The organism is Pseudomonas antarctica (assembly GCF_001647715.1).
Taxonomy (GTDB): domain Bacteria; phylum Pseudomonadota; class Gammaproteobacteria; order Pseudomonadales; family Pseudomonadaceae; genus Aquipseudomonas; species Aquipseudomonas antarctica_A.
The window spans coordinates 383901-405799 of the sequence record NZ_CP015600.1 but is presented as its reverse complement, the minus strand read 5'-3'; the positions used below and the strand labels follow the sequence as shown (position 1 = coordinate 405799).

The window sequence follows — 21899 nt, the reverse complement described above, 5'->3', positions numbered from 1 at the left end:
CCAGCCCGAATTGGGCGTTTTTTTTGCGGCGCTTGGCGGGCATACTAGGCCGTCCCTTTCCCTGGTGTCGCCCGCCTCTATGCTTCGCGCCTTGATTACCCTCGCTCTAGTCTGCCTGCTCCAACCGGCGTTTGCCGATGAGCGCGCACAAACCCAACAACAGTTGGACGCTACGCGTCAGGACATTACCGAGCTTAAAAAGCTGCTCGGCAAGCTCCAGGAAGAGAAATCCGGGGTGCAGAAAGACCTGCGCGGCACGGAAACCGAGATGGGCAAGCTGGAGAAGCAGGTCCAGGAGCTACAAAAAGAATTAAAGAAGAGCGAGTCGGAACTGGAGCGACTCGACGCTGAGAAAAAAAAACTCCAGAGCGCACGCGTTGAACAGCAACGCCTGATCGCGATCCAGGCCCGCGCCGCTTACCAGAGCGGCCGCCAGGAATACCTCAAGCTGCTGCTCAACCAGCAGAACCCGGAAAAATTCGCGCGCACACTCACCTATTACGACTACCTGAGCAAGGCGCGCCTGGCGCAATTGAAGGGTTTTAACGAAACCCTGCGGCAACTGGCCAACGTCGAACAGGAAATAGCCGACCAGCAGTCGCAATTGCTCGACCAGAAGACCGCCCTCGATACCCAGCGCGATCAGTTGGACAAAGTGCGCAAGGAACGCCAGCAGGCCCTGGCCAAGCTTAATGACGATGTAAAAGCCCGCGACGCCAAGCTGCAAGCCCGCGAGCAAGACCAGGCCGACCTGGGCAAAGTCCTCAAAACCATCGAAGAAACCCTGGCCCGCCAGGCACGTGAGGCCGAAGAAGCGCGGCAAAAAGCGCTGATTGCCCAGCAGGAAGCGGAAAAAAAGCGCCAGCGTGAGGCCGAGCTGGCCGCCACGAGCGACGCGCCAGCGCCGCGTAAACCGGCGCATGCAGCCCCTGGCCCAGTGGTTTCCAGCAGCGGCGAGTCTTTCGGCGGACCTTTTGCTTCAGCCCGTGGAAAACTTCCATGGCCTGTTGATGGTCGACTACTGGCACGCTTCGGTGAAACCCGTGGCGATGACACCCGCGCCAAGTGGGATGGCGTGATGATCAGTGCTGCCGCCGGTAGCCAGGTCCACGCCGTCCACGGTGGGCGTGTGGTGTTTGCCGATTGGTTGCGAGGCGCCGGTTTGCTGGTGATTCTTGACCACGGTAATGGCTATTTGAGCCTTTACGGCCACAATCAGACTTTACTCAAGTCGGCAGGTGATGTTGTAAAAGCCGGTGAATCCATCTCCACTGTCGGTAACAGTGGCGGCCAGGACACTCCGGCGCTGTACTTCGCTATTCGTCAGCAGGGCCGCCCGAGCGACCCTGCACAATGGTGCCGTTCCCAAGGATAGGGCCGCATCTACATTAGGAGTTCGTTCGACATGCTGCATTTGTCCCGCCTCACTTCGCTGGCCCTGACGATCGCCCTGGTGATCGGCGCGCCTCTGGCTTTTGCCGACCAGGCTGCACCGGCTGCACAAGCTGCCACAGCCGCGACCACCAAGGCGCCGCTGCCGCTGGACGAGCTGCGCACCTTTGCCGAGGTCATGGACCGGATCAAGGCAGCCTATGTCGAACCCGTAGACGACAAGACCCTGCTGGAAAATGCCATCAAGGGCATGCTCAGCAACCTCGACCCGCACTCCGCTTACCTGGGCCCGGAAGATTTCGCCGAGCTGCAGGAAAGCACCAGCGGTGAGTTCGGCGGCCTGGGCATCGAAGTCGGCTCTGAAGACGGCCAGATCAAAGTGGTCTCGCCGATCGACGACACCCCGGCGTCCAAGGCCGGCATCCAGGCCGGCGACTTGATCGTGAAGATCAACGGCCAGCCGACCCGTGGCCAGAGCATGACCGAAGCCGTCGACAAGATGCGCGGCAAGCTCGGCCAGAAAATCACCCTGACCCTGGTGCGCGATGGCGGCAACCCGTTTGACGTGACCCTGGCCCGCGCGACCATCACGGTCAAAAGCGTGAAGAGCCAGCTGCTGGAGTCGGGCTACGGCTATATCCGTATCACCCAGTTTCAGGTCAAGACCGGCGACGAAGTGGCCAAGGCCCTGGCCAAGCTGCGTAAAGACAACGGCAAGAAGCTCAACGGCATCGTCCTCGACCTGCGTAACAACCCGGGCGGCGTGCTGCAGTCTGCGGTGGAAGTGGTCGACCACTTCATCACCAAAGGCCTGATCGTCTACACCAAGGGCCGTATCGCCAACTCCGAACTGCGCTTCTCGGCCACCGGCAACGACCTCAGCGAAAACGTGCCGCTGGCTGTGCTGATCAACGGCGGCAGCGCCTCGGCGTCGGAAATCGTCGCCGGCGCCCTGCAAGACCAGAAGCGCGGCGTGCTGATGGGCACCACCAGTTTCGGCAAAGGCTCGGTGCAAACCGTGTTGCCGCTGAACAACGATCGCGCATTGAAGATCACCACGGCGCTGTACTACACGCCGAACGGTCGCTCGATCCAGGCCCAGGGCATTGTGCCGGACATCGAAGTACGCAAAGCCAAGATCACCAACGAGATCGACAGCGAGTACTACAAAGAGGCGGACCTGCAAGGTCACCTGGGCAATGGCAACGGCGGCGCCGACCAGCCGACCGGCAGCGGCGCCAAAGCCAAGCCAATGCCACAGGACGATGATTACCAACTGGCCCAGGCACTGAGCCTGCTTAAAGGCCTGAGCATTACGCGCAGCCGTTGATATGCGTTTTGCCCTGATCATCGCTGTGCTGTGCAGCCTGGCCGGAGTCGCCCATGCGACTCCGGCCGAAGAGCCTCGCAAAGCCTACCTGACCCTCATCATCGACGACCTGGGGCAAAACCTGCCCCGGGATCGTCGCGTGCTGGCCCTGCCCGGGCCGGTGACCACGGCGATCATGCCCGACACACCCCACGCCGCCGAATTCGCTCGCGAGGCGCACAAGGCCGGCAAAATCGTGATCCTGCACATGCCCATGGACCCGGCCACCGGCCCATTTGCCTGGCACCCTGACCTGCCCATCGAAGAACTCGGCAAGCGCCTGGACGCCGCCTTCAAGGCCGTGCCTTACACCGCCGGCATCAACAACCACATGGGCAGCCGCATGACCGCCCAGCCGGCCGCCATGGCCTGGCTGATGGCCGAGCTGCAACGGCGTAACAAGTTCTTTGTGGACAGCCGCACCAGCGCACAAACCGTCGCGGCCGCCGAAGCACAGAAGATTGGCCTGGCCCATGTCTCGCGGGATGTATTCCTCGATGACGAACGCACCGAAGCGGCGATTACCACGCAGCTGCAAACCGCGATCAAGCTGGCGCACAAACAGGGTTCAGCGGTGATGATCGGCCATCCTTATCCACAGACCCTGGCCGTGCTTGAGCGCGAGTTGCCCAAGCTCAAGGCCCAAGGCGTCGACTGGATTGATATCAAGTTGATGATCAGCGTACGCAGCAACCAGGCCATGAGTGCCCACGGTAAAAACGGCATCTACCGCTAGATACGACGGCGAAGAACCAAAGTGGGAGCGGGCTTGCTCGCGAAAGCGGTGCATCAGTCAGCAGATTTAGTGACTGACACAGCGCTTTCGCGAGCAAGCCCGCTCCCACATTTTTGACCGTGTGTATCCAGAGGCTGACGACCGTCGCATGGCCATCCTGCTGATTGCCGTGCACGACAGGGCTGTATTTGGAATGCAGTCAAACCTGTGGGAGCTGGCTTGCCTGCGATGGCGGTGGGTCAGCAGGCATATTTGTCACTCAAAGACCGCTATCGCAGGCAAGCCAGCTCCCACATTTTTGACCGTGTGCATCCAGAGGCTGACGCCCGTCGCATAGCCATCCTGCTGATTGCTGTGCACGACAGGGCTGTATTTGGAATGCAGTCAAACCTGTGGGAGCTGGCTTGCCTGCGATGGCGGTGGGTCAGGTGGCATATTTGTCACTGAAAGAGCGCCATCGCAGGCAAGCCAGCTCCCACATTTTTGACCGTGTGCATCCAGAGGCTGACGACCGTCGCATGGCCATCCTGCTGATTGCCGTGCACGACAGGGCTGTATTTGGAATGCAGTCAAACCTGTGGGAGCGGGCTTGCTCGCGAAAGCGGTGGGTCAGCTGGCATATTTGTCACTCAAAGACCGCTATCGCAGGCAAGCCAGCTCCCACAATTGCCTCCTGCCAGTTACAGGTAACGGGCCATGATCTCATCAACCACGCCATCTTTACGCAGTTGGTCCAGCGCAGCCTGAAGCTTGGCCACCAACTCGTCCGGTACATCCTTGTTCAGCGCGAGGTAGAGCTGGGCGCTGTTGAAGCGCAGGACCGTCTTCAACCCCGTCACACCCACCTGGCGCGCCAAATAACGCCCGGCCGGGTCGCCGGTGGCCCACAGGTCGATCTGGCCGTCCATGAGCTTTTTCGCGTTGTCCTGGTCGCGTAACACCACCAGTGGGTTGAGACCCTGCTTTTCCAGGGACTCGGCAATGGCATCGCCCTTGTATGCGCCGATCTTGTAGCGGCGCGCGTGCTCGAGGTCGTCCAGTTGAATCTTGCTGTCGGCCTTGGCCAGCATCACCCAATCGTCCGGGCCGATAGGGCCGACCCATTTGAACAGGGCTTCCCGGTCCGGTAGGCGGGCCATGACGAAGACGCCGTAGCCAGGCTTTTCCAGGGCGAGTTTGTAGATTCGCTCCCAAGGAAAGCGCAGGGTGAGGTTGTAGGAAATGCCGGCGCGCTTGAAAGTCTCCCGCACCACGTCCACAGCGATGCCTTCGATGTTCTCGTCTTTGGCGAAGTTCTTGCCGTTTTTCGCCATGTTGTAAGGCGGGAAATTTTCCGTCAGCAACACCAGGGAGGCGTCGGACGGTTCTTCGGCGTGGGCAGCACCGGCGATGAGCACGGAGGTACTGGCGAGAGCGAGCAGCAGGGTCTTGAACATGAAGGCTACCGGAATCCATGGCAAGCGCAGAGAGTGCCGCGCGCCTGCCATGGTGTCCAGCAGCGTTTAGCGAACGACGATACCGCGCGCCGCCATGTAGGCCTTGGCCTCGGGAACGGTGTATTCGCCAAAGTGGAAAATGCTCGCTGCCAGCACCGCGCTGGCGTGACCTTCGATCACGCCGTCGGCCAGGTGCTGCAGGTTGCCGACGCCGCCGGACGCGATCACCGGGATACCCAGTGCATCACTGATGGCGCGGGTCACACCCAGGTCGAAGCCGTTTTTCATGCCGTCCTGGTCCATGCTGGTCAGCAGGATTTCACCGGCGCCCAGGCCTTCCATCTTCATCGCCCATTCCACCGCGTCCAGGCCGGTCGGCTTGCGACCGCCATGGGTGAAAATCTCCCAGCGCGGGGTTTCGCCCGGGCCAGAGACTTTTTTGGCGTCGATAGCGACCACGATGCACTGCGAGCCGAAGTGCTGCGCGGCCTCGCCGACGAACTCCGGGTTGAACACGGCAGCGGTGTTGATCGAGACCTTGTCCGCGCCGGCGTTGAGCAGGTTGCGGATGTCTTGCACGGTGCGCACGCCACCGCCGACGGTCAGTGGGATAAACACCTGGCTGGCCATGCGCTCGACGGTATGCAGCGTGGTGTCGCGGCCGTCGACGCTGGCGGTGATGTCGAGAAAGGTAATCTCGTCGGCACCTTGCTCATCATAACGACGGGCGATTTCCACCGGGTCGCCGGCATCGCGGATGTTCTCGAACTTGACGCCCTTGACCACGCGACCGTTGTCGACGTCCAGGCAAGGGATGATGCGTCTGGCTAAAGCCATAGACTTAATCTCCGATTAAGAAGCTTCAAGCTATAAGCTGCAAGTAGAAGCGGATTTGCTTTTGCTTGCAGCTTATAGCTTACGACTTGGAGCTGGCCGCGTAGCCATCACAAAACGCTTGGGCTTCGGCCACATCCAGCGTGCCCTCATAAATCGCGCGGCCTGTGATAGCGCCGATGATGCCGGGGGCCTTGGCGTCCAGCAGCGACTTGATGTCGCCCAGGTTGTGAATGCCACCGGAAGCGATAACCGGAATCCTGGTGGCCGCAGCCAACGCAGCCGTGAACGGTACGTTGCAGCCCTGCATCATGCCGTCTTTGGCGATGTCGGTATAAACGATGGCGGACACGCCGTCAGCTTCGAACTGCTTGGCCAGGTCGATCACCTGGACAGTGCTGATTTCAGCCCAGCCGTCGGTGGCGACGAAACCGTCTTTAGCGTCCAGGCCCACGATCACTTTACCCGGGAACGCGCGGCAGGCCTCAGCGACGAACGCCGGGTCTTTCACGGCCTTGGTGCCGATGATCACGTAGCTCACGCCGGCCTTGACGTAGTGCTCGATGGTTTCCAGGGAGCGGATACCGCCACCGATCTGGATTGGCAGGTTCGGGTAGCGCTTGGCGATGGCAGTGACCACTTCGCCATTGACCGGCTGGCCTTCGAAGGCGCCGTTCAAGTCCACCAGATGCAGACGACGGCAGCCCCCTTCCACCCATTTGGCAGCCATGCTCACCGGGTCGTCGGAGAACACGGTGGAATCTTCCATGCGGCCTTGGCGCAGGCGGACACAAGCGCCGTCCTTGAGATCGATAGCGGGGATAATGAGCATGCTTTTCCTTCGTCAAAGAGCTGCAAGCTGCGAGCTATAAGCTGCAAGCAAGCACGCGTATTAAGTCTTGCAGCTTGAGGCTTTCAGCTGCTTTTTTCTAAAGCCCACAGGTCGCTTTCGATGCTTTCGAACCTTTCTTTAAGGAGCGTCTGCGTGTCGAAAATCGCCCTGTTGTAATAGTGCGGCGCAACTTCGGTGGTGAACAGTTCAAGAAGCTCGGCGACCTCGAACGAGCCCAGCTTGAGCTCGAAACGGTCCTCCATGAAACGCTTGATCTTGAAGGTAGCCTCACGCTCCTGCTCGGGCGTGAGGTTCAAGATCGGCACCTTGGGCTGCTTGGCCATTTACCAGCGGCCATCCCACGCGGCGAAGTTCTGCAGCAATTGCAGGCCATGGGTATGGCTCTTCTCCGGGTGGAACTGCACGGCAAAGCGCGAACCTTCGGCCAGCGCCGCGGCGAAGTCGACGCCGTAGTGCCCGCCACCCACCACCTGGCGCGGGTTACCGGCGGCGATGTAGTAACTGTGCACAAAGTAAAAACGCGCCATGTCCGGGATTTCGTGCCACAGCGGGTGGTCCACGGTGCGGCGCACTTCGTTCCAGCCCATGTGCGGGACTTTCAAATGCTCGCCGTCTTCATGCAGGTCTTTGCCGAAGAACTTCACCTGGCCGGGAAACAGGCCGATGCAGTCAACGCCGCCGTTCTCTTCACTGCTGTCGAGCAGGGCTTGCATGCCCACGCAGATGCCGAGGAACGGGCGGTCCTGGCTGACTTCGCGCACCAGGCTGTCAAAGCCCAGGCGGCGGATCTCGGCCATGCAATCGCGAATCGCGCCGACGCCCGGAAACACCACCCGGTCGGCTTCGCGAATCACGCTGGCATCGCTGGTGATCAGCACCTTGCCGGCACCTACGTGCTCGAGGGCCTTGGCCACCGAGTGCAGGTTACCCATGCCGTAGTCGATAACCGCGACCGTCTGCATTACAGAACGCCTTTGGTCGAGGGCATCTGACCGGCCATGCGGTCATCGAGCTCTACAGCCATGCGCAGCGCGCGGCCGAAAGCCTTGAACACGGTTTCGATCTGGTGGTGGGTGTTGGTGCCGCGCAGGTTGTCGATGTGCAGGCTGACCAGTGCGTGGTTGACGAAGCCCTGGAAGAATTCCTGGAACAGGTCGACGTCGAAGCCGCCCACGGTGGCGCGGGTGTAGGGCACGTGCATCTGCAGGCCTGGGCGGCCGGAGAAGTCGATGACCACACGCGACAGCGCTTCGTCCAGCGGGACATAGGCGTGGCCGTAGCGACGGATGCCTTTTTTGTCGCCGATGGCCTTGGCAAACGCCTGGCCGAGGGTGATGCCTACGTCTTCCACCGTGTGGTGGTCGTCGATATGCAGGTCGCCCTTGCTGACGATATCCAGGTCGATCAGCCCATGACGGGCGATCTGGTCCAGCATGTGCTCAAGAAAAGGTACACCGATATCAAATCGGGCCTTTCCGGTGCCATCCAGGTTAATCGAGGCTTTGATCTGGGTTTCCAGAGTGTCGCGCTCGACGGACGCCTTACGTTCGGCCATCACCAGCTCCGCAAAATCATTGGGCGAAAAAGGCAGCCATTATAGGGGCGCGGGCGCCAAACAGAAACATCGAAGGGCATAAGACTGATGGAGTGTCGAGGATAGACATGTGCATACAAGTGACCGCCCCAGGATGGTGCGCTCAGCGCATTTACCCGATGCCCCCGGCGGCTTCGCGGTAATATGAGCGCAATGTTTAAAACCTAATGAATATTCAACAATGACGATACCGACAGTCTTACAGCGCAGCGGCGTCCTCCTCCTGTGGGCGGTGACCTACTACGTGACCGGCGTCATGTCGCTGGCCTTTGAAGATCCCGTCTCGCAGATGGCGATTATCTGGTTCCCGGCGGGTATTTCCGTGTCGGCGTTCCTCAGCTCGCGACGCGCTCACTGGCCGATGTTGTTTGCGGTGTTTCTGGTCGCACGGGTGCTGCTGGATGAGCATGGCTGGCAACATCTGCCGGCCGCCGTGGCGCTTTCAGCGATGGCACTGGCAGGCTCTGTTACGATTGCCTGGCTGGTTCGGCGCTTCGCTCGGCGCGGCGACGAACTGCATGCCATTTTGCTGTGGTTGCTGGCAACCGTGGGCGTTTGCTGCGTCCTGGCATTGATCAGGAAAGGCTGGCTGATGCTGGCCGGGGAAGTATCACCGCACACGTTCATGACCAACTGGATGTCCGGCATGAGCGGCGTGTTCTTCTCAACCGTCGTGGTGATGAATGTACTGAACAGCAACCTGCGCGACTTTCCTGCGCGCACGCGCACGAGACTGGCCGGCGGGGTATGGTTGCTGCTGCTGGCATTGAACACCTGGTACGTTTTCGGGGCGTCCCCGCTCTGGCTCATCAACAGGCTGGGCTCCGACGCGGGCGCAGCGGCGTATTTCATCCTGGCCTGCCTGCCCATCGCCCTTACGCTCGCCGTTTGCATAACGTGGCGCAGCCCTGGCGGCTCGATCGCGCTACTGGTGCTGGGCGGTATCGTGGTCAATTTCACCGACCAGAAGACCGGGCCGTTTTATGTGCACGGCCTGCTGGAAGGCGAGCCCTTGCTGCTTGCGCAAAGCTACCTGTCCATCACGGCATTACTGGTGTTGGTAATACGCTTGATGAGGCAATCCGCTCAACCTTATGACCTGGAAACCGGGCGCTTGGCGGGCAGCGGTGTGATGTACCAACTGCACCCGGGAACCGGGGAAATTCTCTGGGACGACAACCTTGAAACGCTGCTGGACGTGAGTGCCCAGCCCCTGCGCACCGTGCAGCAGGTCCTGGAGCGTGTACACCCAGAGGACCGCGACAGACTCAAACGCCACTGGTCGCCGGAAACCCATACCCGCGCCGCGTCATTGGCCTTTCGCATCGACAAGGGCAATGGTGAATGGCTGACCCTGTATGACCAAAGCCCCGGCGCCCTGCGTGATGCCCATGGCCAAGTGATTGTCGGCAACTGGCAAAGCGGCCGCTACTCCTGAACCTTCGCCTGTGACAGCCTGCTTTTCCCTGTAGGGGTACTTAATGATTCAGATTGCTTTACTGCTGTTCGGCGTTGAGTTCGTGCGATCCAAATTCTGGATTCTCGGCCTGGTGGGTATCCTGTGGGGCTCGCTGGGCCTGGGCGTGATGTACGACGGCCTGGACGGTGCACTGTACTTTCCGATGCGCGCATTCGGTTTGATGTTGCTGCTGGAAAGCATTGTCACCCTCAGCGTGGCTGCCAGCGGCGTAGGCGCTCAGCGGGCCGTGCTGTATTTCAAGGGTGGCATTTTCTTCTTCGTCGCCGTGTTGATTCTCGCGAACAATGTCTATAGCCACCTGTTGCTGGCGATCATCTTTGGCCTGACCTACTTCGTGATCGGCTTGCTGACCATTAGCTCGGCCTGGGTCGTCAGGTTCCCGCACTGGCGATCGTCGTTGATCAGCGGCGGCGCTCAGCTGGCGTTCGCGGGGTTGCTGGTCAGTCCTTATCCCATCGCCCTCAGTGCAACGGTGTCGTTTTTCCTCGGTGCATTGATGATCGTCAGCGGCTTCAACACGGTGCGCATTGCGAATCGCGTGAGGCGATTGCGCAACGGCACTTCAACGTTTGAGCTGCTTGTACCAAGGGATTTACTGTCAGACTTCAAGAAGCTGCCACCGCAAAAACCGCTGGAGCCGCGCCTGGAGCAAGAGCCTGACTTGCAGGACCCATTGATCGTGCATATCTGGACGCCGGAAGGCACCGCCGGCGCAACGACAATTCCTCGCCCGATCATCAATCGCTACATTGCGGCGGTGGATGCACAAGGCGTGATTTCAACCGGGCACGCAGCGATTGAGCTGTCGCCCTCGGTGTACCTGAGCCTGTACCCGGTCGCGGACATCGATCGCTCACCGGCGGAGTTTTTCCGCATCCTCAAGGCCACGCGCAATAACGACGTGCCAGGCACATTCCAGCCGGACTACGCCACTGAAGTGGCCAACTGGTGCGACTCGGACCGCAAGATTATTTTTCACCAGTACAGCCGCAAAGCGCTGATCGAGTTCTCGAATAACTATCGCCAACAGGCCACCTACAACCTGACCTACCGCAACTGTTCCAGCAGCGTGGCCTTTGCGTTGGAAGCATCGATGGATGGCGTGTTGTCGGAACGGTCCCGGCGCTGGCGCTCGGTCCTGCAGACCTTGCTCATGCCTGAGTTGTGGATTGCCGCGCAAGTACGCAAGCGCGCCATGACCATGGCGTGGACACCCGGCCTGGTCATGGACTATGCACGTGCCTTGCGGGTGATTGTTCATCCGGTGCCGCGCCCATGGTTTCAACGCATTCCATGGCGCGGCGCTTCAGCCAGGACCTTGCCTGACAAGAAGCAGGACTAGTTGCCCGACGCCCACTCACCTTGCATGAGAGGGCACCGGGAAACCGGCTATCAGTGGAACAGTACCGCCGTCTTTTGCAGGGTCACCCACACACCCCACGCCAACGGAACACCCACGACCAACCACGCCGCAACTGCTAGCGGCACGCTGCCAGACGACGCTTTCCACTCCAGCGAAGTGCTGGCGTCAGCCCCTTTGTCATGGCCCAGCGCCTGTTCGGCCGCCAGCTCTGCGTCAGTCATGAAGTACTTGTCGGCCACCGGGCGCACCAGCAGGTTGCAGATGAAACCCAGCACCAACAGGCCCGCGAGGATGTACAAGGTGATGTCGTAGGCAGCAGCGCGTTCAACGCCGATGCTCAGCTGATACTCACGCAGGTAGTTCACCAGCACCGGGCCCAACACGCCCGCCGCAGCCCATGCGGTCAGCAGACGACCGTGGATCGCACCGACCATCTGGGTGCCGAACAGGTCGGCCAGGTAAGCCGGGACGGTCGCAAAACCACCGCCGTACATCGACAGGATGATGCAGAACGCTGCCACGAATAGCGCTACGTTGCCCAGGTGACCGAGGTTCGGAATCAGCGCGTACAGGGCAAAGCCCAGGGCGAAGAACACGAAGTAGGTATTTTTACGGCCCAGGTAGTCGGAGAACGACGCCCAGAAGAACCGGCCACCAATGTTGAACAGGCTCAACAAACCGGTAAAACCCGCAGCGATGGCGGCGATCGACGCCAACTGCCCGGCATCCAGCTGACCGAACGTCAGCCCATTGCCCAACAACTTGCCACCGAACACTTCCTGAAGCAGTGGCGAAGCCATGCCGAGAATACCGATACCGGCAGACACGTTCAGGCACAGCACCAGCCATACCAAACGGAATTGCGGGGTTTTCCACGCCACACTCACGTGAACGTGACGATGGGTAATCATCGCATTGCTGGCCTTTTTCGCCGGGGCAGTCCAGCCCTCAGGCTTCCAGCCGGTTGGCGGAACGCGATACGACAATGCGCCGCCGATCATGAACACGAAGTAGATCGCAGCCATGACCACGAAGCTCTGCCACACGCCCACGCTGGTTGGCGAAGCAAAGTGGCCCATCAGCGCTGCGGCCAACGGGGCACCCACCATCGCTCCGCCGCCGAAGCCCATGATCGCCATGCCGGTGGCCATGCCGCGCTTGTCCGGGAACCACTTGATCAGGGTCGATACAGGCGAGATATAGCCCAGGCCCAGACCGATACCGCCAATCACGCCGGAGCCGATCCACATCAGCCAGATCTGGTGGGTGTAGACACCCAACGCCGAGATCAGCAGGCCGCCGCACCAGCACAGCGCCGAAACAACGCCGGCCTTGCGTGGCCCGGCATGCTCAAGCCAACCGCCCCAGATCGCTGCCGAGCAGCCCAGGAAGATGAAGAACAGGGTGTAGATCCAGCCCAGCATGGAGATGGGCCAGTCGCATTGGGAAGAGAAGACTTGCGCGATGAAACTCATGTCCGGCGCACAGGCGACCGGTGCGGTGATACCCAGCGCCTTGGACAGTGGCAGCCAGAACACCGAGAACCCGTAGGCCATACCGATGCACAGGTGGATGGCCAGGGCGGCCGGTGGAACCAGCCAGCGGTTGAACCCCGGCTTGGCGATAATGCGTTCCTTGGACAGGAACGCAGGCTGTGCGGCATGACTGCTCGCCGCAGTGCTAGTGCTCATTGGTGTTTCCCCCAGTTATTAGTATGTGTCCGTCAGGCGCTCTCTCCCTCGGCCTTGCACGCAGAGCGTTGGCCGTTGTTGTTGAGTAAAGCTCCTTTTGAGCGCGACGCTGTGTCGCAGACGACAGACGAACCTACGAAGATTAGCACCAGTGGATGACAGAAAAACCAAACTGACATCACCTTTTTCACGCGATCTGGTCTGTTCAGCGACAAAATCCGATTTTGCCGACGCCAGATACAATGTAACGATGCGTGAACTGACGTAAGCCTTCGGGCGTTATACTCTGCGGCTAAATTTTGAAATCGACATACAAGGACTCGCCCATGAAAGCGTTCGGCAAAATCCTGGGTCTGGTACTTCTCGGGCTGTTGCTGATCATTGTGGCCCTGGGCTTTGCCCTGACCCACCTCTTCGATCCCAACGATTACAAAGACGAGATTCGCCAGATTGCCCGCGACAAGGCCCACATCGAGCTGACGCTCAATGGCGATATCGGCTGGAGCCTGTTCCCCTGGCTAGGCCTGGAACTGCACGAAGCCAGCGTGGCGACCCTGACCAACCCCACCCAACCGTTCGCCGACCTGCAAATGCTCGGCCTGTCGGTGCGCGTGCTGCCGCTGCTGCGCCGCGAAGTGCAGATGAGCGATGTGCGTGTCGAAGGCCTGAACCTGCGCCTCAACCGCGACAAGCAGGGCCATGGCAATTGGGAAGACATCGGCAAGAACGTGCCTGTCGCCAGCGCCGATGCGCCAGCTCCCGCCCCCGTGCAAACGCCGGCCGAACCGGAACCGGAAAAACCGCCAAAGCCGATCCGCCTGGACATCGACAGCCTGACCATCAACAACGCCCGCGTTGAATACAACGATGAGCAGACCGGCAAACAGTACAGCGCCGAAAGTATCCAGCTGAGCGCCGGCGCCGTGCACGAAGGTGCGAGCATTCCGCTCAAGCTCACCGCCTTCCTGGGCAGCAACCAGCCGCTGTTGCGCGTCAAGACCGAGCTCAACGGTAACTTGCGCATCCAGAACGCCCTCAAGCGCTACCAGTTCGAAGACATGAAGCTCAGCGGCGAAGCCACCGGCGAGCCGCTGCAAGGCAAGACCGTGACCTTCTCCACCCAGGGCCAATTACTGGTGGACCTGGCGGCCAACGTCGCCGAATGGACCAACCTGAAACTCTCCGCCAACCAGCTGCGCGCCCTGGGCGAACTGAAGGTCAACAACCTGGACAAAACCCCGCAACTCAGCGGCGCCTTGTCCATTGCCCAGTTTGACCTGGCCAAGTTCCTCGACAGCGTCGGCCATCCGCTGCCGGCCATGGCCGAGGGCAGCCTGAGCAAGGTCGAACTGGTCAGCCGTCTCAAGGGCTCGCCCACCAGCGTGGCCCTGGAAGACTTGAACCTGAAACTCGACGCCAGCACCTTCACCGGTCGCATTGCGGTAGATGACTTCGCCAAGCAATCCCTGCGCGTACAGCTCAAGGGCGACACGTTCAACGCCGACAACTACTTGCCGGCCAAGTCCGAATCCGCCAAAGGGGCGACCGCAGCACGCCAGGCCGAAGTACAGAACAGCGAAGTCGGCGCCATGGCCGCTGGTGGCACCACACCGCTGCCGGAAGCTCCGACCAAAGGCGCGTGGAGCACCGACAAGCTGCTGCCATTGACCCGCCTGCGCACCCTGGACGTGAACGCCGACCTGGCCTTTGGCCAACTGACCCTGAGCAAGCTGCCGATCCAGAATGCAGGGCTCAAAGCCTCCGGCATCGATGGGCAGCTCAAGCTCGACACCCTGAGCGGTGGCCTCTACAACGGCACCTTCCAGGCCAACGGCACACTCGATGTGCGCCAGGACATCCCGGTGTTGGCGCTGCAAACCCACATCAAACAGGTACCGGTTGAGCGCATCCTGCAAGCCCAGGGGCAAACCCCGCCGGTGAAAGGCCAAATCACCCTCGACAGCAACCTCACCGGCCGTGGCAACAGCCAAAAGGCGCTGATCGACAGCCTCAATGGCACCGCCAGTTTTGTGATCAATAACGGCGCGCTGCTCAACGCCAACATCGAACAACAACTGTGCACCGGCATTGCCCTGCTCAACCGCAAGACCTTGAGCACCACGCCACAGGGCAAGGACACGCCGTTCCAGGAACTGCGCGGCAACCTGACCTTCCGTAACGGCGTGGCCAGTAACCCTGACCTCAAAGTGCGCATCCCCGGCCTGACCGTCAACGGCAACGGTGACGTCGACCTGCGCGTGCTGGGCATGGACTACCGCGTCGGCATCATTGTCGAAGGCGACCAGCGCGACGTGCCGGACCCGGCCTGCCAGGTCGGCAGCAACTTCCAGGGCATTGAAGTGCCGCTGCGCTGCCGCGGCCCGCTGGAACTGGGCGCCAAGGCCTGCCGCCTGGACAAGGATGGCTTGACGCAGGTCGCCATAAAAGCGGCTGGCAACAAGCTAAGCGAAAAGCTTGAAGAGAAGCTCGACAAGGTCAACCCACAGTTGAAAGACGCTCTGAAGGGCCTGTTCAAACGATGAGAAACGAGCAGTTTTCACAGGCGGTGCTGGATTGGTACGACCGCCACGGTCGCCATGACCTGCCCTGGCAACAGGGCATCACGCCTTACCGGGTGTGGGTCTCGGAGATCATGCTGCAACAGACTCAGGTCAGCACTGTGCTCAACTACTTCGACCGCTTCATGGCCTCGTTGCCGACGGTCGAAGCGCTGGCTGCCGCGCCGGAAGACGAAGTGCTGCACCTGTGGACCGGCCTGGGTTACTACACCCGCGCACGCAACCTGCAGAAGACCGCCAGGATTGTCGTCGCCGAGTACGGTGGCGAGTTTCCAAGGGATGTCGAGAAGCTCACCGAATTGCCCGGGATCGGCCTGTCCACTGCCGGAGCGATCGCCAGCCTGAGCATGGGCCTGCGTGCGCCGATCCTCGACGGCAACGTCAAGCGCGTGCTGGCGCGCTTTACCGCGCAAGAGGGCTACCCAGGCGAACCCAAGGTCGCCAAGCAGCTCTGGGCGACCGCTGAGCGCTTCACGCCACACGATCGCGTCAACGCCTACACCCAGGCGATGATGGACATGGGCGCCACGCTCTGCACCCGCAGCAAGCCCAGCTGCCTGCTGTGCCCACTGGAAAAGGGCTGTGAAGCCCACATGCTCGGCCTGGAGACGCGCTACCCGATCCCCAAACCGCGCAAAACCATCCCGCAGAAGCGCACGCTGATGCCGATGCTGGCCAATGCCGAGGGTGCGATTCTGCTTTACCGCCGTCCGTCCACGGGCCTCTGGGGCGGTTTGTGGAGTTTGCCGGAACTGGACGACCTCGAAGACCTGGAACACCTGGCCAACCAGCACTCACTGGCGCTGGGCAACCCACAGGCACTGCCGGGGCTGATCCACACCTTCAGCCACTTCCAGCTGGCCATTGAACCCTGGCTGGTGCAGGTCGAGGAATCCGCCCATCACGTGGCCGAGGCCGACTGGCTCTGGTATAACCTCGCCACCCCGCCGCGCCTGGGCCTTGCCGCCCCGGTTAAAAAACTGCTGAAGCGCGCGGCTGAAGTATTGAACGCAGGAGTTCTGTCATGACCCGCACCATCATGTGCCGCAAGTACAAAGAAGAATTGCCAGGCCTCGAACGCCCTCCGTACCCGGGTGCCAAGGGTCAGGACATTTTCGACCACGTCTCCGCCAAAGCCTGGGGCGACTGGCTGAAACACCAGACTCTGCTGATCAACGAAAAACGCCTGAACATGATGAACGGCGAAGATCGCAAATACCTGGCTGGCGAAATGGATAAGTTCTTTTCCGGCGAGGATTACGCCAAGGCCGACGGTTACGTGCCGCCTGCTCAATAATTGATCAAAACCCGGGGTCGGCACGTAAGCGACGGTAATAATTAAATATTTTTTGAAAACTTGCTTGACGACCCCCTGAAAAACCAGTTTAATGCGCCCCGTTGCCCAGATAGCTCAGTCGGTAGAGCAGGGGATTGAAAATCCCCGTGTCGGCGGTTCGATTCCGTCTCTGGGCACCACTAATACCGAAAAACCCCAAGCGAAGATGATTCCTTGGGGTTTTTTATTGCCTGCGATTTAGTGGTTGCCGGGCGACGCTCACCCCTATCCCTGCCTGGGGGTTATTTATCGCAAGGCTCATTCGTTTAGGTGTTACTGAATTTTCTGTTGCAAGGTAGTTATTTGATGACCCGGTATTTGTTCTGCGCGCTTTTGCTGCTGACGGCGTTACTCAGTGGATGCGCCACCCAAATGGACGTCTCGATCGACGCGACACCTGATCCGGACTATCACTTTGATCGACAGGCAACGGTACTGGTGACGACGTCCGTGGGCGGCAGTGCGCAAAGCACGCTGAATGCCCGCTACTACTTGCGGGACATGGTCAATGCCATGAAGGACCAGGGCTTTCGGGAGGTGTTTACCGACACGACCCTACCCAAGAACCATGCACCGATCAAAATGACCATCACCCTTGATGTCGACAGCCGGCAGGTCACTTACCGTTACACCGCCACCGACTACGGCCAGGTGCCAACCACCACGACCACCCAGTGCAAGAAAAACAAGAAAAAAGAAGACCAGTTGACCTGCACCAGCAAGCCCAACACCACCTATGGCCCGGTGGGCACCTCCGAGCGAACCGGCTACACCACGCTCACCACGTTCACCGCCACTGCGCGGGATGAAGTGAGCAGGCGCGCGGTGTACCTGCTCCGGGCGATGTCCTACAACGAAGACTGCCAGGCCGCCAAGATCGAAACCTTCCTGGTGGAGCAAGGCTTGCAGAACCTGAATTTCCAGGACCGCGTGCACCGCAACTACACCGTCACGATGCCCGAGGGGTACCAGTGCAAATAGCCTGCACTGGATCGCCTGCCTTACTTCAGTAAAAACACCATCAGCGGGTTGTCGTTCAAGCGCCCTTCGAAATCTGGCGTCTGCTGCTGCATCGGCGTGCCCTTGAGCAGCACAGCCTCTTTGCGCGGCACGATCACCCAGGATGGCCGGGGCAAGGTCAGCAGCTTCTCAGGCTCGTTGCCTGCCACGAACAACGGCTGCTCGTCGTGCGTAAGGTTCATCATGTAGCGTATCGCCCACGTGTCGCGGCCGAGGTCGACAAACACCAATGGCCCCGGCTGCGACGCACGAAGCGTCTCCACTTGGCTGACGAAATTGTGAGTGTCGAACTGCAGGTCCTTGGACGGCTCTATCACCACCACCAGCAGCAACCACTGCGCTACCAGTGCAATCAGGCTGAGCCAGACCAAGCGCACTGACCGACGCCAGGCAACCAACGCCCCCACTTGCAGAATCACCAACCCGCCAATCAACAGCGGCAACGAAACGTCAGGCCAGTAACCGCGTTTTTGCCAACTGTACCGACACACAAACAACACAACCACGCACAACGCCGGCAGCGCCGCGACAAGCCCTTCGTAGCAGCGGCGCACGCCGACAAGCCAGCCTTGCGCCTGGAGCAGCCCATAGGCGGCGACAGCGGCAAACATCGGTACCATCGGCAGAATGTAGTAAGCGCGCTTGAAGTGCGGCACCGACAGCCCGAGCAAAATCATCAAGCCGCACGCCCCCAGCCGCACCACCAACTGTACGTCGTCATTGACCCACCGCTCAGACCAACGATGGCGCAGCGCAATCAAGGCAGCCAGCGCCAGCGGCACCACCGGGAAGTAACGGTACAGACTCAGCTTGAAGTAGAAATAGAACGGCTCACCACTCTCATCGAGCCGCCCGCTGACTTGCATCCTGAACACGTCATCGGCAAAAGCATCGCCACCACTGAACCGCGCCAGCTTCATCAACACCCACCAGCAGGCCACGAGCAGCGCCAACCCCACGAAACCGTGGATCAACACCTGCTTGACCCGCTCCCCCGGCCGGCCCAGCGCCCAATACACGCACACCACACCACAGACCTCGATCAGCCCCAATGGCCCGCGAATCGCAAAGGCCAGGACAAACAACGGGAATACGGCCAACTGCCTGACGCGAGACCCCAGGCGTTCACCAGTGTGCAGCAGGTAGAAACTGCCCACGCATAACAGCGCAACCATCAGGTCCAGGCACACCGAACGCGACTTATCGAGCAGTTGGGTGGTGAGCAACGTGAGCAACACCGTCAGCAACGCCCAGGGCCGGCTGGACGGCGCCAACAGGCGATAGATCAGGGCGATCACGCCCGCCGAAGCCAGCGCCGTCGGCAGTACATTCGCGAGATGGTTCGGCGCACCGAATATTCGAGCAAATACGAAACTGAAGAAGGTGGCGGTACCCGGGTAGTCGGGATACGGCTCGCCGTAGGTGGTAGGGAAAAGACTCGCGCCGTGGCGAAACATTTCCTGCATGAACAGCGCCCAGCGCCCGTCAAATCCTTGGGGTTGTTCGTCCCAGACACCCAACGTAAACAGCAATAAAGCGATCAGAAAAATGCCCAGGGACTCCAGGCGAAAACGACTGCGGTGATCCATTGAATGTCCTTTCAGGTAGGGTGCGCCAACTCCATGGTGCCGACTCTGCCCCTGAATAGCGCCTGAACAAACCCGAATATTTATGGATCTATCGACCAGCGCGCCATACCAGCGCGGGAATCAGCCGGATGTAGAGTAGCTCGCCCACCAGCTCAAGCAGGGTTTGCAGAATCACCGCCGTCGCGGCCAGCCCGCGCACGTCTTCGGGCAAGGCCAGCGCCAGCGGCAATACCACCAGGGAGTTGCGGGTCGACGCACTGAACGTGACCGCCCGCGCCGTGACGGCGGGCAAGGCGAACAGCCGCGCAGCCAACGCGCCCATCAATGGCGCCAGCAACAGGAAGCCTAGGTAGACCGGAATCACCGGCAACAACAACGCGATATCGCGCACCACCGAGGTGATCTGCGAGCCGATGACCACAAACAGCACCAGCGCCATCGCCGGCACCGGCAGCCAGGCCCAGGCATTGCTCCACAGGTTGATGGCGCTTGAACGCCGCGCCAGAGAAGTCGTCAGCACCGCCAGGACCATCGGCAGCACGATCAACCACAAGAACGCCTCGACAAACGGCCCGGCCGCCACCACCACGGCGGACTGCGCGCCCAGCATGAAACTCAGGTACACCGGCAACAACACCAACTGCAGCAACAACAGCACTGGCGTCGCCGCCAGCATCAGCCGCGAATCGCCCTTGCCGATATGGGTAAACACCACCACGTAGTCGATACATGGCGTCAGCAACACCAGTAACACGCCCACCAGCAAGGCCGGGCGCTCTACCAGACCACGGGTCAACGCCCACACCAGCAACGGCACCAGAATGAAATTGGCCAACAGCACGGCCGATATAAAGCGCTTGTTGCCCAGGCCCTGGCGCAGATCCAGAAATGGAATTTGCAGAAACATGGCGTACATCAGCACAGCGATGGCGGGCGTGACCAGCACGCCAAGTCCCTGGGCCGACAAAGGCGCGAGCACACCGAATGCAGCCGCCAGCAAGACGGCGGCAAAGTAGACAGGGATCTGGTTGTGCTCGAGAGTGTCGCGGGTCATGGGCTGACTCTGGCTGATCAATAGACCGCAAGCCTAAGCACACAGGGCGCCAAGGTCGAGCATCGAAAATTTCCTGCGCTCATGCCGCGCTAAATTTGTTAGTTTCGAATGCTTATAAAAGCGCGTGGCTCCCAAGCCCACACCCAAAAGCGCAAGGATCGAGCCGACCGATGAACCTGCCCACCCGAGTTGCCCCAGAAGCCTTCCGCGAGTCGGCTGCCGACGGCTACCCTCTCAGCGGCTTCACCTGGCGCCCTAGCAGACCCGACCCGACACGCCCGGTCGTCATCATCAACGCCGCCACCTCGGTACGCTGCCGCCACTACTCACGCTTCGCCGACTATCTGTTCGCCAACGGCTTCGACGTCATTACGTACGACTACCGTGGAATCGGCGAATCCCGCAATGGCTCGTTGCGCGGTTTCAAGGCGTCGTGGTCGGATTGGGGCGCGCTGGATTTCGAAGCGATGTTGCAGCGCGCACAACGGGAGTTTCCGGGGCAGCCGATTGATGTGGTCGGCCACAGTTTTGGTGGCTGCGCGGCGGGACTGGGGGCGTCAGGCGCGGTGATTCGGCGAGTCGTGACGGTCGGCGCGCAGTTTGCGTACTGGCGCGATTACGCGGCGGGCGGGCGCTGGCGCATGTTTGGCAAGTGGCATGTGGTAATGCCGTTGGTGACGGCGCTGTGCGGGTACTTCCCCGGCAAACGCCTGGGCTGGCTGGAAGATACGCCGGCCGGTGTGGTGCGCGACTGGGGCACGCCAACGCCCAGGTACGAGACGCGGCCCAGCGGGCGCACCTTGGGTGAGTTGCCCTTCACCCGGGTGAAGGCGCAACTGCTGGCCATCAGCATCACCGACGACCCGTTTGGCACGGTAGAGGCCATCGAGCGGTTGCTGCGCTATTTCGATAGCAGCGAGCGCACTCATCTGCGGATTGCTCCCGAAGATATCGGCGAAACAGCTGTCGGGCATTTCGCCTTCTTCCGCAGCGACTATCAGGACCGGCTGTGGCCAATTGCGCTGAAGTGGCTGCAACACGGCGCGCTGGCGCAAGGCACACCCGGACAGCGCGTCTAGAAACCCTTGGGATTTGCACCAACCTGCGCTTCAATACGCCACCCAGATCCAGACCCCAAGGACGTTGAGCCCATGGCCTCGCCGAACAAGCAGCAAAAACGTGCCCACCGGGCCAAGGCCAAGGCCAAGCAAAACCGTACGCAGCGCGCCGTTGCGACCAAGCCGGATGCATTCGCAGGCGACGACAGCCGTATTGACCTTGAGTCAGTGGATTTAACCGAGTTGTTTGTCGAAATGCGCACCGCAGGCGAGACCAGCCAGCAGGCACTGTGTGCGGTGTTCCTGGCGCACCCGTTGTTGGCGGTGGTGCTGGAGCAGGAAGGTGAGGAAGAGGCGACCGACTTTATTCTGGCGGCGCTGATCGAGTATCGGCAATGGGCGACGGATACCGAGGATGAAGCCGCGGCACTGGCGTGGGTCGAGTCGCCGCAATTCCAGGCCGATTATGTTGCCGCGTCCCAAGCGCTGATTGGCGCCCAGGACTGATACAAAAC

General features: G+C 60.7%; 20 protein-coding genes and 1 tRNA gene. 12 read left to right on the top strand and 9 right to left on the bottom strand.

Annotated features, from left to right (window positions below; translation table 11 throughout):
* Positions 1-79: 79 nt before the first annotated feature.
* Genes A7J50_RS01615 through A7J50_RS01605 form a run of 3 tightly spaced genes read left to right on the top strand, consistent with a single transcriptional unit; the run spans position 80 to position 3497 of the window.
* Positions 80-1375, top strand: a complete 1296-nt coding sequence (locus tag A7J50_RS01615; protein WP_064450250.1) for a murein hydrolase activator EnvC family protein — start codon at positions 80-82, stop codon at positions 1373-1375.
* 30 nt (positions 1376-1405) lie between these two features.
* Positions 1406-2722 carry a S41 family peptidase gene (locus A7J50_RS01610; protein ID WP_064450249.1) on the top strand — a complete coding sequence of 439 codons (1317 nt, stop codon included), beginning with the start codon at positions 1406-1408 and terminating at the stop codon, positions 2720-2722.
* 1 nt (position 2723) lies between these two features.
* Positions 2724-3497 carry a divergent polysaccharide deacetylase family protein gene (locus A7J50_RS01605; protein WP_064450248.1) on the top strand — a complete coding sequence of 258 codons (774 nt, stop codon included), beginning with the start codon at positions 2724-2726 and terminating at the stop codon, positions 3495-3497.
* 680 nt (positions 3498-4177) lie between these two features.
* Here A7J50_RS01605 and A7J50_RS01600 read toward each other — a convergent pair.
* From A7J50_RS01600 to hisB, 6 genes are all read right to left on the bottom strand, one after another.
* Positions 4178-4933, bottom strand: coding sequence for a substrate-binding periplasmic protein (locus A7J50_RS01600; RefSeq protein ID WP_064450247.1), 756 nt, complete (start codon positions 4931-4933; stop codon positions 4178-4180).
* 66 nt (positions 4934-4999) lie between these two features.
* The gene (hisF, locus tag A7J50_RS01595) at positions 5000-5770 is read right to left on the bottom strand and encodes an imidazole glycerol phosphate synthase subunit HisF (protein ID WP_064450246.1); all 771 of its coding nucleotides are present in this window, start codon (positions 5768-5770) and stop codon (positions 5000-5002) included.
* Positions 5771-5849: 79 nt separating this feature from the next.
* Entirely contained in the window at positions 5850-6599 is a 750-nt protein-coding gene (gene hisA / locus A7J50_RS01590) for a 1-(5-phosphoribosyl)-5-[(5-phosphoribosylamino)methylideneamino]imidazole-4-carboxamide isomerase (RefSeq protein ID WP_020299544.1), read from the bottom strand.
* A gap of 83 nt (positions 6600-6682) precedes the next feature.
* Entirely contained in the window at positions 6683-6943 is a 261-nt protein-coding gene (locus A7J50_RS01585; RefSeq protein WP_064450245.1) for a DUF2164 domain-containing protein, read from the bottom strand.
* Positions 6944-7582 carry an imidazole glycerol phosphate synthase subunit HisH gene (gene hisH / locus A7J50_RS01580; RefSeq protein ID WP_064450244.1) on the bottom strand — a complete coding sequence of 213 codons (639 nt, stop codon included), beginning with the start codon at positions 7580-7582 and terminating at the stop codon, positions 6944-6946.
* Positions 7582-8175, bottom strand: coding sequence for an imidazoleglycerol-phosphate dehydratase HisB (gene hisB, locus A7J50_RS01575; RefSeq protein ID WP_003218037.1), 594 nt, complete (start codon positions 8173-8175; stop codon positions 7582-7584). The genes hisH and hisB overlap by 1 nt, the downstream gene beginning before the upstream one ends.
* A gap of 220 nt (positions 8176-8395) precedes the next feature.
* Between hisB and A7J50_RS01570 the strand changes: the two genes are divergently transcribed.
* Both A7J50_RS01570 and A7J50_RS01565 read left to right on the top strand, forming a co-directional pair.
* The gene (locus A7J50_RS01570) at positions 8396-9652 is read left to right on the top strand and encodes an MASE1 domain-containing protein (protein ID WP_064450243.1); all 1257 of its coding nucleotides are present in this window, start codon (positions 8396-8398) and stop codon (positions 9650-9652) included.
* A 43-nt stretch (positions 9653-9695) separates the two neighbouring features.
* Positions 9696-11036 carry an HdeD family acid-resistance protein gene (locus A7J50_RS01565; protein WP_064450242.1) on the top strand — a complete coding sequence of 447 codons (1341 nt, stop codon included), beginning with the start codon at positions 9696-9698 and terminating at the stop codon, positions 11034-11036.
* Between the two features lie 50 nt (positions 11037-11086).
* Here the strand turns inward: A7J50_RS01565 and A7J50_RS01560 are convergent, their stop codons facing one another.
* Entirely contained in the window at positions 11087-12748 is a 1662-nt protein-coding gene (locus A7J50_RS01560; protein ID WP_064450241.1) for an OFA family MFS transporter, read from the bottom strand.
* Positions 12749-13074: 326 nt separating this feature from the next.
* On the opposite strand from A7J50_RS01560, the gene A7J50_RS01555 reads away from it, so the two are divergent.
* The 5 genes from A7J50_RS01555 to A7J50_RS01535 all read left to right on the top strand — a co-directional run bounded on the left by A7J50_RS01555 (position 13075) and on the right by A7J50_RS01535 (position 17644).
* On the top strand, positions 13075-15291 hold the full coding sequence (locus A7J50_RS01555) for an AsmA family protein (RefSeq protein WP_064450240.1): 2217 nt from the start codon (positions 13075-13077) through the stop codon (positions 15289-15291).
* Positions 15288-16355, top strand: coding sequence for an A/G-specific adenine glycosylase (gene mutY, locus A7J50_RS01550; RefSeq protein ID WP_064450239.1), 1068 nt, complete (start codon positions 15288-15290; stop codon positions 16353-16355). The genes A7J50_RS01555 and mutY overlap by 4 nt, the downstream gene beginning before the upstream one ends.
* Complete coding sequence (locus A7J50_RS01545) at positions 16352-16624, top strand: oxidative damage protection protein (RefSeq protein ID WP_053253876.1); 273 nt, start codon at positions 16352-16354, stop codon at positions 16622-16624. The genes mutY and A7J50_RS01545 overlap by 4 nt, the downstream gene beginning before the upstream one ends.
* A gap of 103 nt (positions 16625-16727) precedes the next feature.
* Positions 16728-16803: transfer RNA gene (locus tag A7J50_RS01540), tRNA-Phe, on the top strand.
* A gap of 166 nt (positions 16804-16969) precedes the next feature.
* Positions 16970-17644 carry a hypothetical protein gene (locus A7J50_RS01535; protein ID WP_064450238.1) on the top strand — a complete coding sequence of 225 codons (675 nt, stop codon included), beginning with the start codon at positions 16970-16972 and terminating at the stop codon, positions 17642-17644.
* Between the two features lie 20 nt (positions 17645-17664).
* On the opposite strand, the gene A7J50_RS01530 is transcribed toward A7J50_RS01535, so the two are convergent.
* Together A7J50_RS01530 and A7J50_RS01525 are read right to left on the bottom strand one after the other, a co-directional pair.
* Entirely contained in the window at positions 17665-19272 is a 1608-nt protein-coding gene (locus A7J50_RS01530) for an ArnT family glycosyltransferase (protein ID WP_064450237.1), read from the bottom strand.
* Between the two features lie 88 nt (positions 19273-19360).
* Positions 19361-20326 (bottom strand): arsenic resistance protein, encoded by a 966-nt coding sequence (locus A7J50_RS01525; protein WP_064450236.1) that lies wholly within the window; start codon positions 20324-20326, stop codon positions 19361-19363.
* 170 nt (positions 20327-20496) lie between these two features.
* On the opposite strand from A7J50_RS01525, the gene A7J50_RS01520 reads away from it, so the two are divergent.
* Positions 20497-21405 (top strand): alpha/beta fold hydrolase, encoded by a 909-nt coding sequence (locus A7J50_RS01520; protein WP_064450235.1) that lies wholly within the window; start codon positions 20497-20499, stop codon positions 21403-21405.
* A gap of 72 nt (positions 21406-21477) precedes the next feature.
* Positions 21478-21891, top strand: a complete 414-nt coding sequence (locus A7J50_RS01515; protein WP_053253871.1) for a hypothetical protein — start codon at positions 21478-21480, stop codon at positions 21889-21891.
* The last annotated feature ends 8 nt before the right edge of the window (positions 21892-21899 follow it).

Coding starts and splice junctions, on each gene's coding strand:
- hisF (WP_064450246.1), bottom strand. CDS start 5,770: ATGGCTTTAGCCAGACGCATCATCCCTTGCCTGGACGTCGACAACGGT.
- A7J50_RS01520 (WP_064450235.1), top strand. CDS start 20,497: ATGAACCTGCCCACCCGAGTTGCCCCAGAAGCCTTCCGCGAGTCGGCT.
- A7J50_RS01585 (WP_064450245.1), bottom strand. CDS start 6,943: ATGGCCAAGCAGCCCAAGGTGCCGATCTTGAACCTCACGCCCGAGCAG.
- mutY (WP_064450239.1), top strand. CDS start 15,288: ATGAGAAACGAGCAGTTTTCACAGGCGGTGCTGGATTGGTACGACCGC.
- A7J50_RS01610 (WP_064450249.1), top strand. CDS start 1,406: ATGCTGCATTTGTCCCGCCTCACTTCGCTGGCCCTGACGATCGCCCTG.
- hisA (WP_020299544.1), bottom strand. CDS start 6,599: ATGCTCATTATCCCCGCTATCGATCTCAAGGACGGCGCTTGTGTCCGC.
- hisH (WP_064450244.1), bottom strand. CDS start 7,582: ATGCAGACGGTCGCGGTTATCGACTACGGCATGGGTAACCTGCACTCG.
- A7J50_RS01555 (WP_064450240.1), top strand. CDS start 13,075: ATGAAAGCGTTCGGCAAAATCCTGGGTCTGGTACTTCTCGGGCTGTTG.
- hisB (WP_003218037.1), bottom strand. CDS start 8,175: ATGGCCGAACGTAAGGCGTCCGTCGAGCGCGACACTCTGGAAACCCAG.
- A7J50_RS01570 (WP_064450243.1), top strand. CDS start 8,396: ATGACGATACCGACAGTCTTACAGCGCAGCGGCGTCCTCCTCCTGTGG.
- A7J50_RS01600 (WP_064450247.1), bottom strand. CDS start 4,933: ATGTTCAAGACCCTGCTGCTCGCTCTCGCCAGTACCTCCGTGCTCATC.
- A7J50_RS01535 (WP_064450238.1), top strand. CDS start 16,970: ATGACCCGGTATTTGTTCTGCGCGCTTTTGCTGCTGACGGCGTTACTC.
- A7J50_RS01515 (WP_053253871.1), top strand. CDS start 21,478: ATGGCCTCGCCGAACAAGCAGCAAAAACGTGCCCACCGGGCCAAGGCC.
- A7J50_RS01530 (WP_064450237.1), bottom strand. CDS start 19,272: ATGGATCACCGCAGTCGTTTTCGCCTGGAGTCCCTGGGCATTTTTCTG.
- A7J50_RS01615 (WP_064450250.1), top strand. CDS start 80: ATGCTTCGCGCCTTGATTACCCTCGCTCTAGTCTGCCTGCTCCAACCG.
- A7J50_RS01560 (WP_064450241.1), bottom strand. CDS start 12,748: ATGAGCACTAGCACTGCGGCGAGCAGTCATGCCGCACAGCCTGCGTTC.
- A7J50_RS01605 (WP_064450248.1), top strand. CDS start 2,724: ATGCGTTTTGCCCTGATCATCGCTGTGCTGTGCAGCCTGGCCGGAGTC.
- A7J50_RS01525 (WP_064450236.1), bottom strand. CDS start 20,326: ATGACCCGCGACACTCTCGAGCACAACCAGATCCCTGTCTACTTTGCC.
- A7J50_RS01565 (WP_064450242.1), top strand. CDS start 9,696: ATGATTCAGATTGCTTTACTGCTGTTCGGCGTTGAGTTCGTGCGATCC.
- A7J50_RS01545 (WP_053253876.1), top strand. CDS start 16,352: ATGACCCGCACCATCATGTGCCGCAAGTACAAAGAAGAATTGCCAGGC.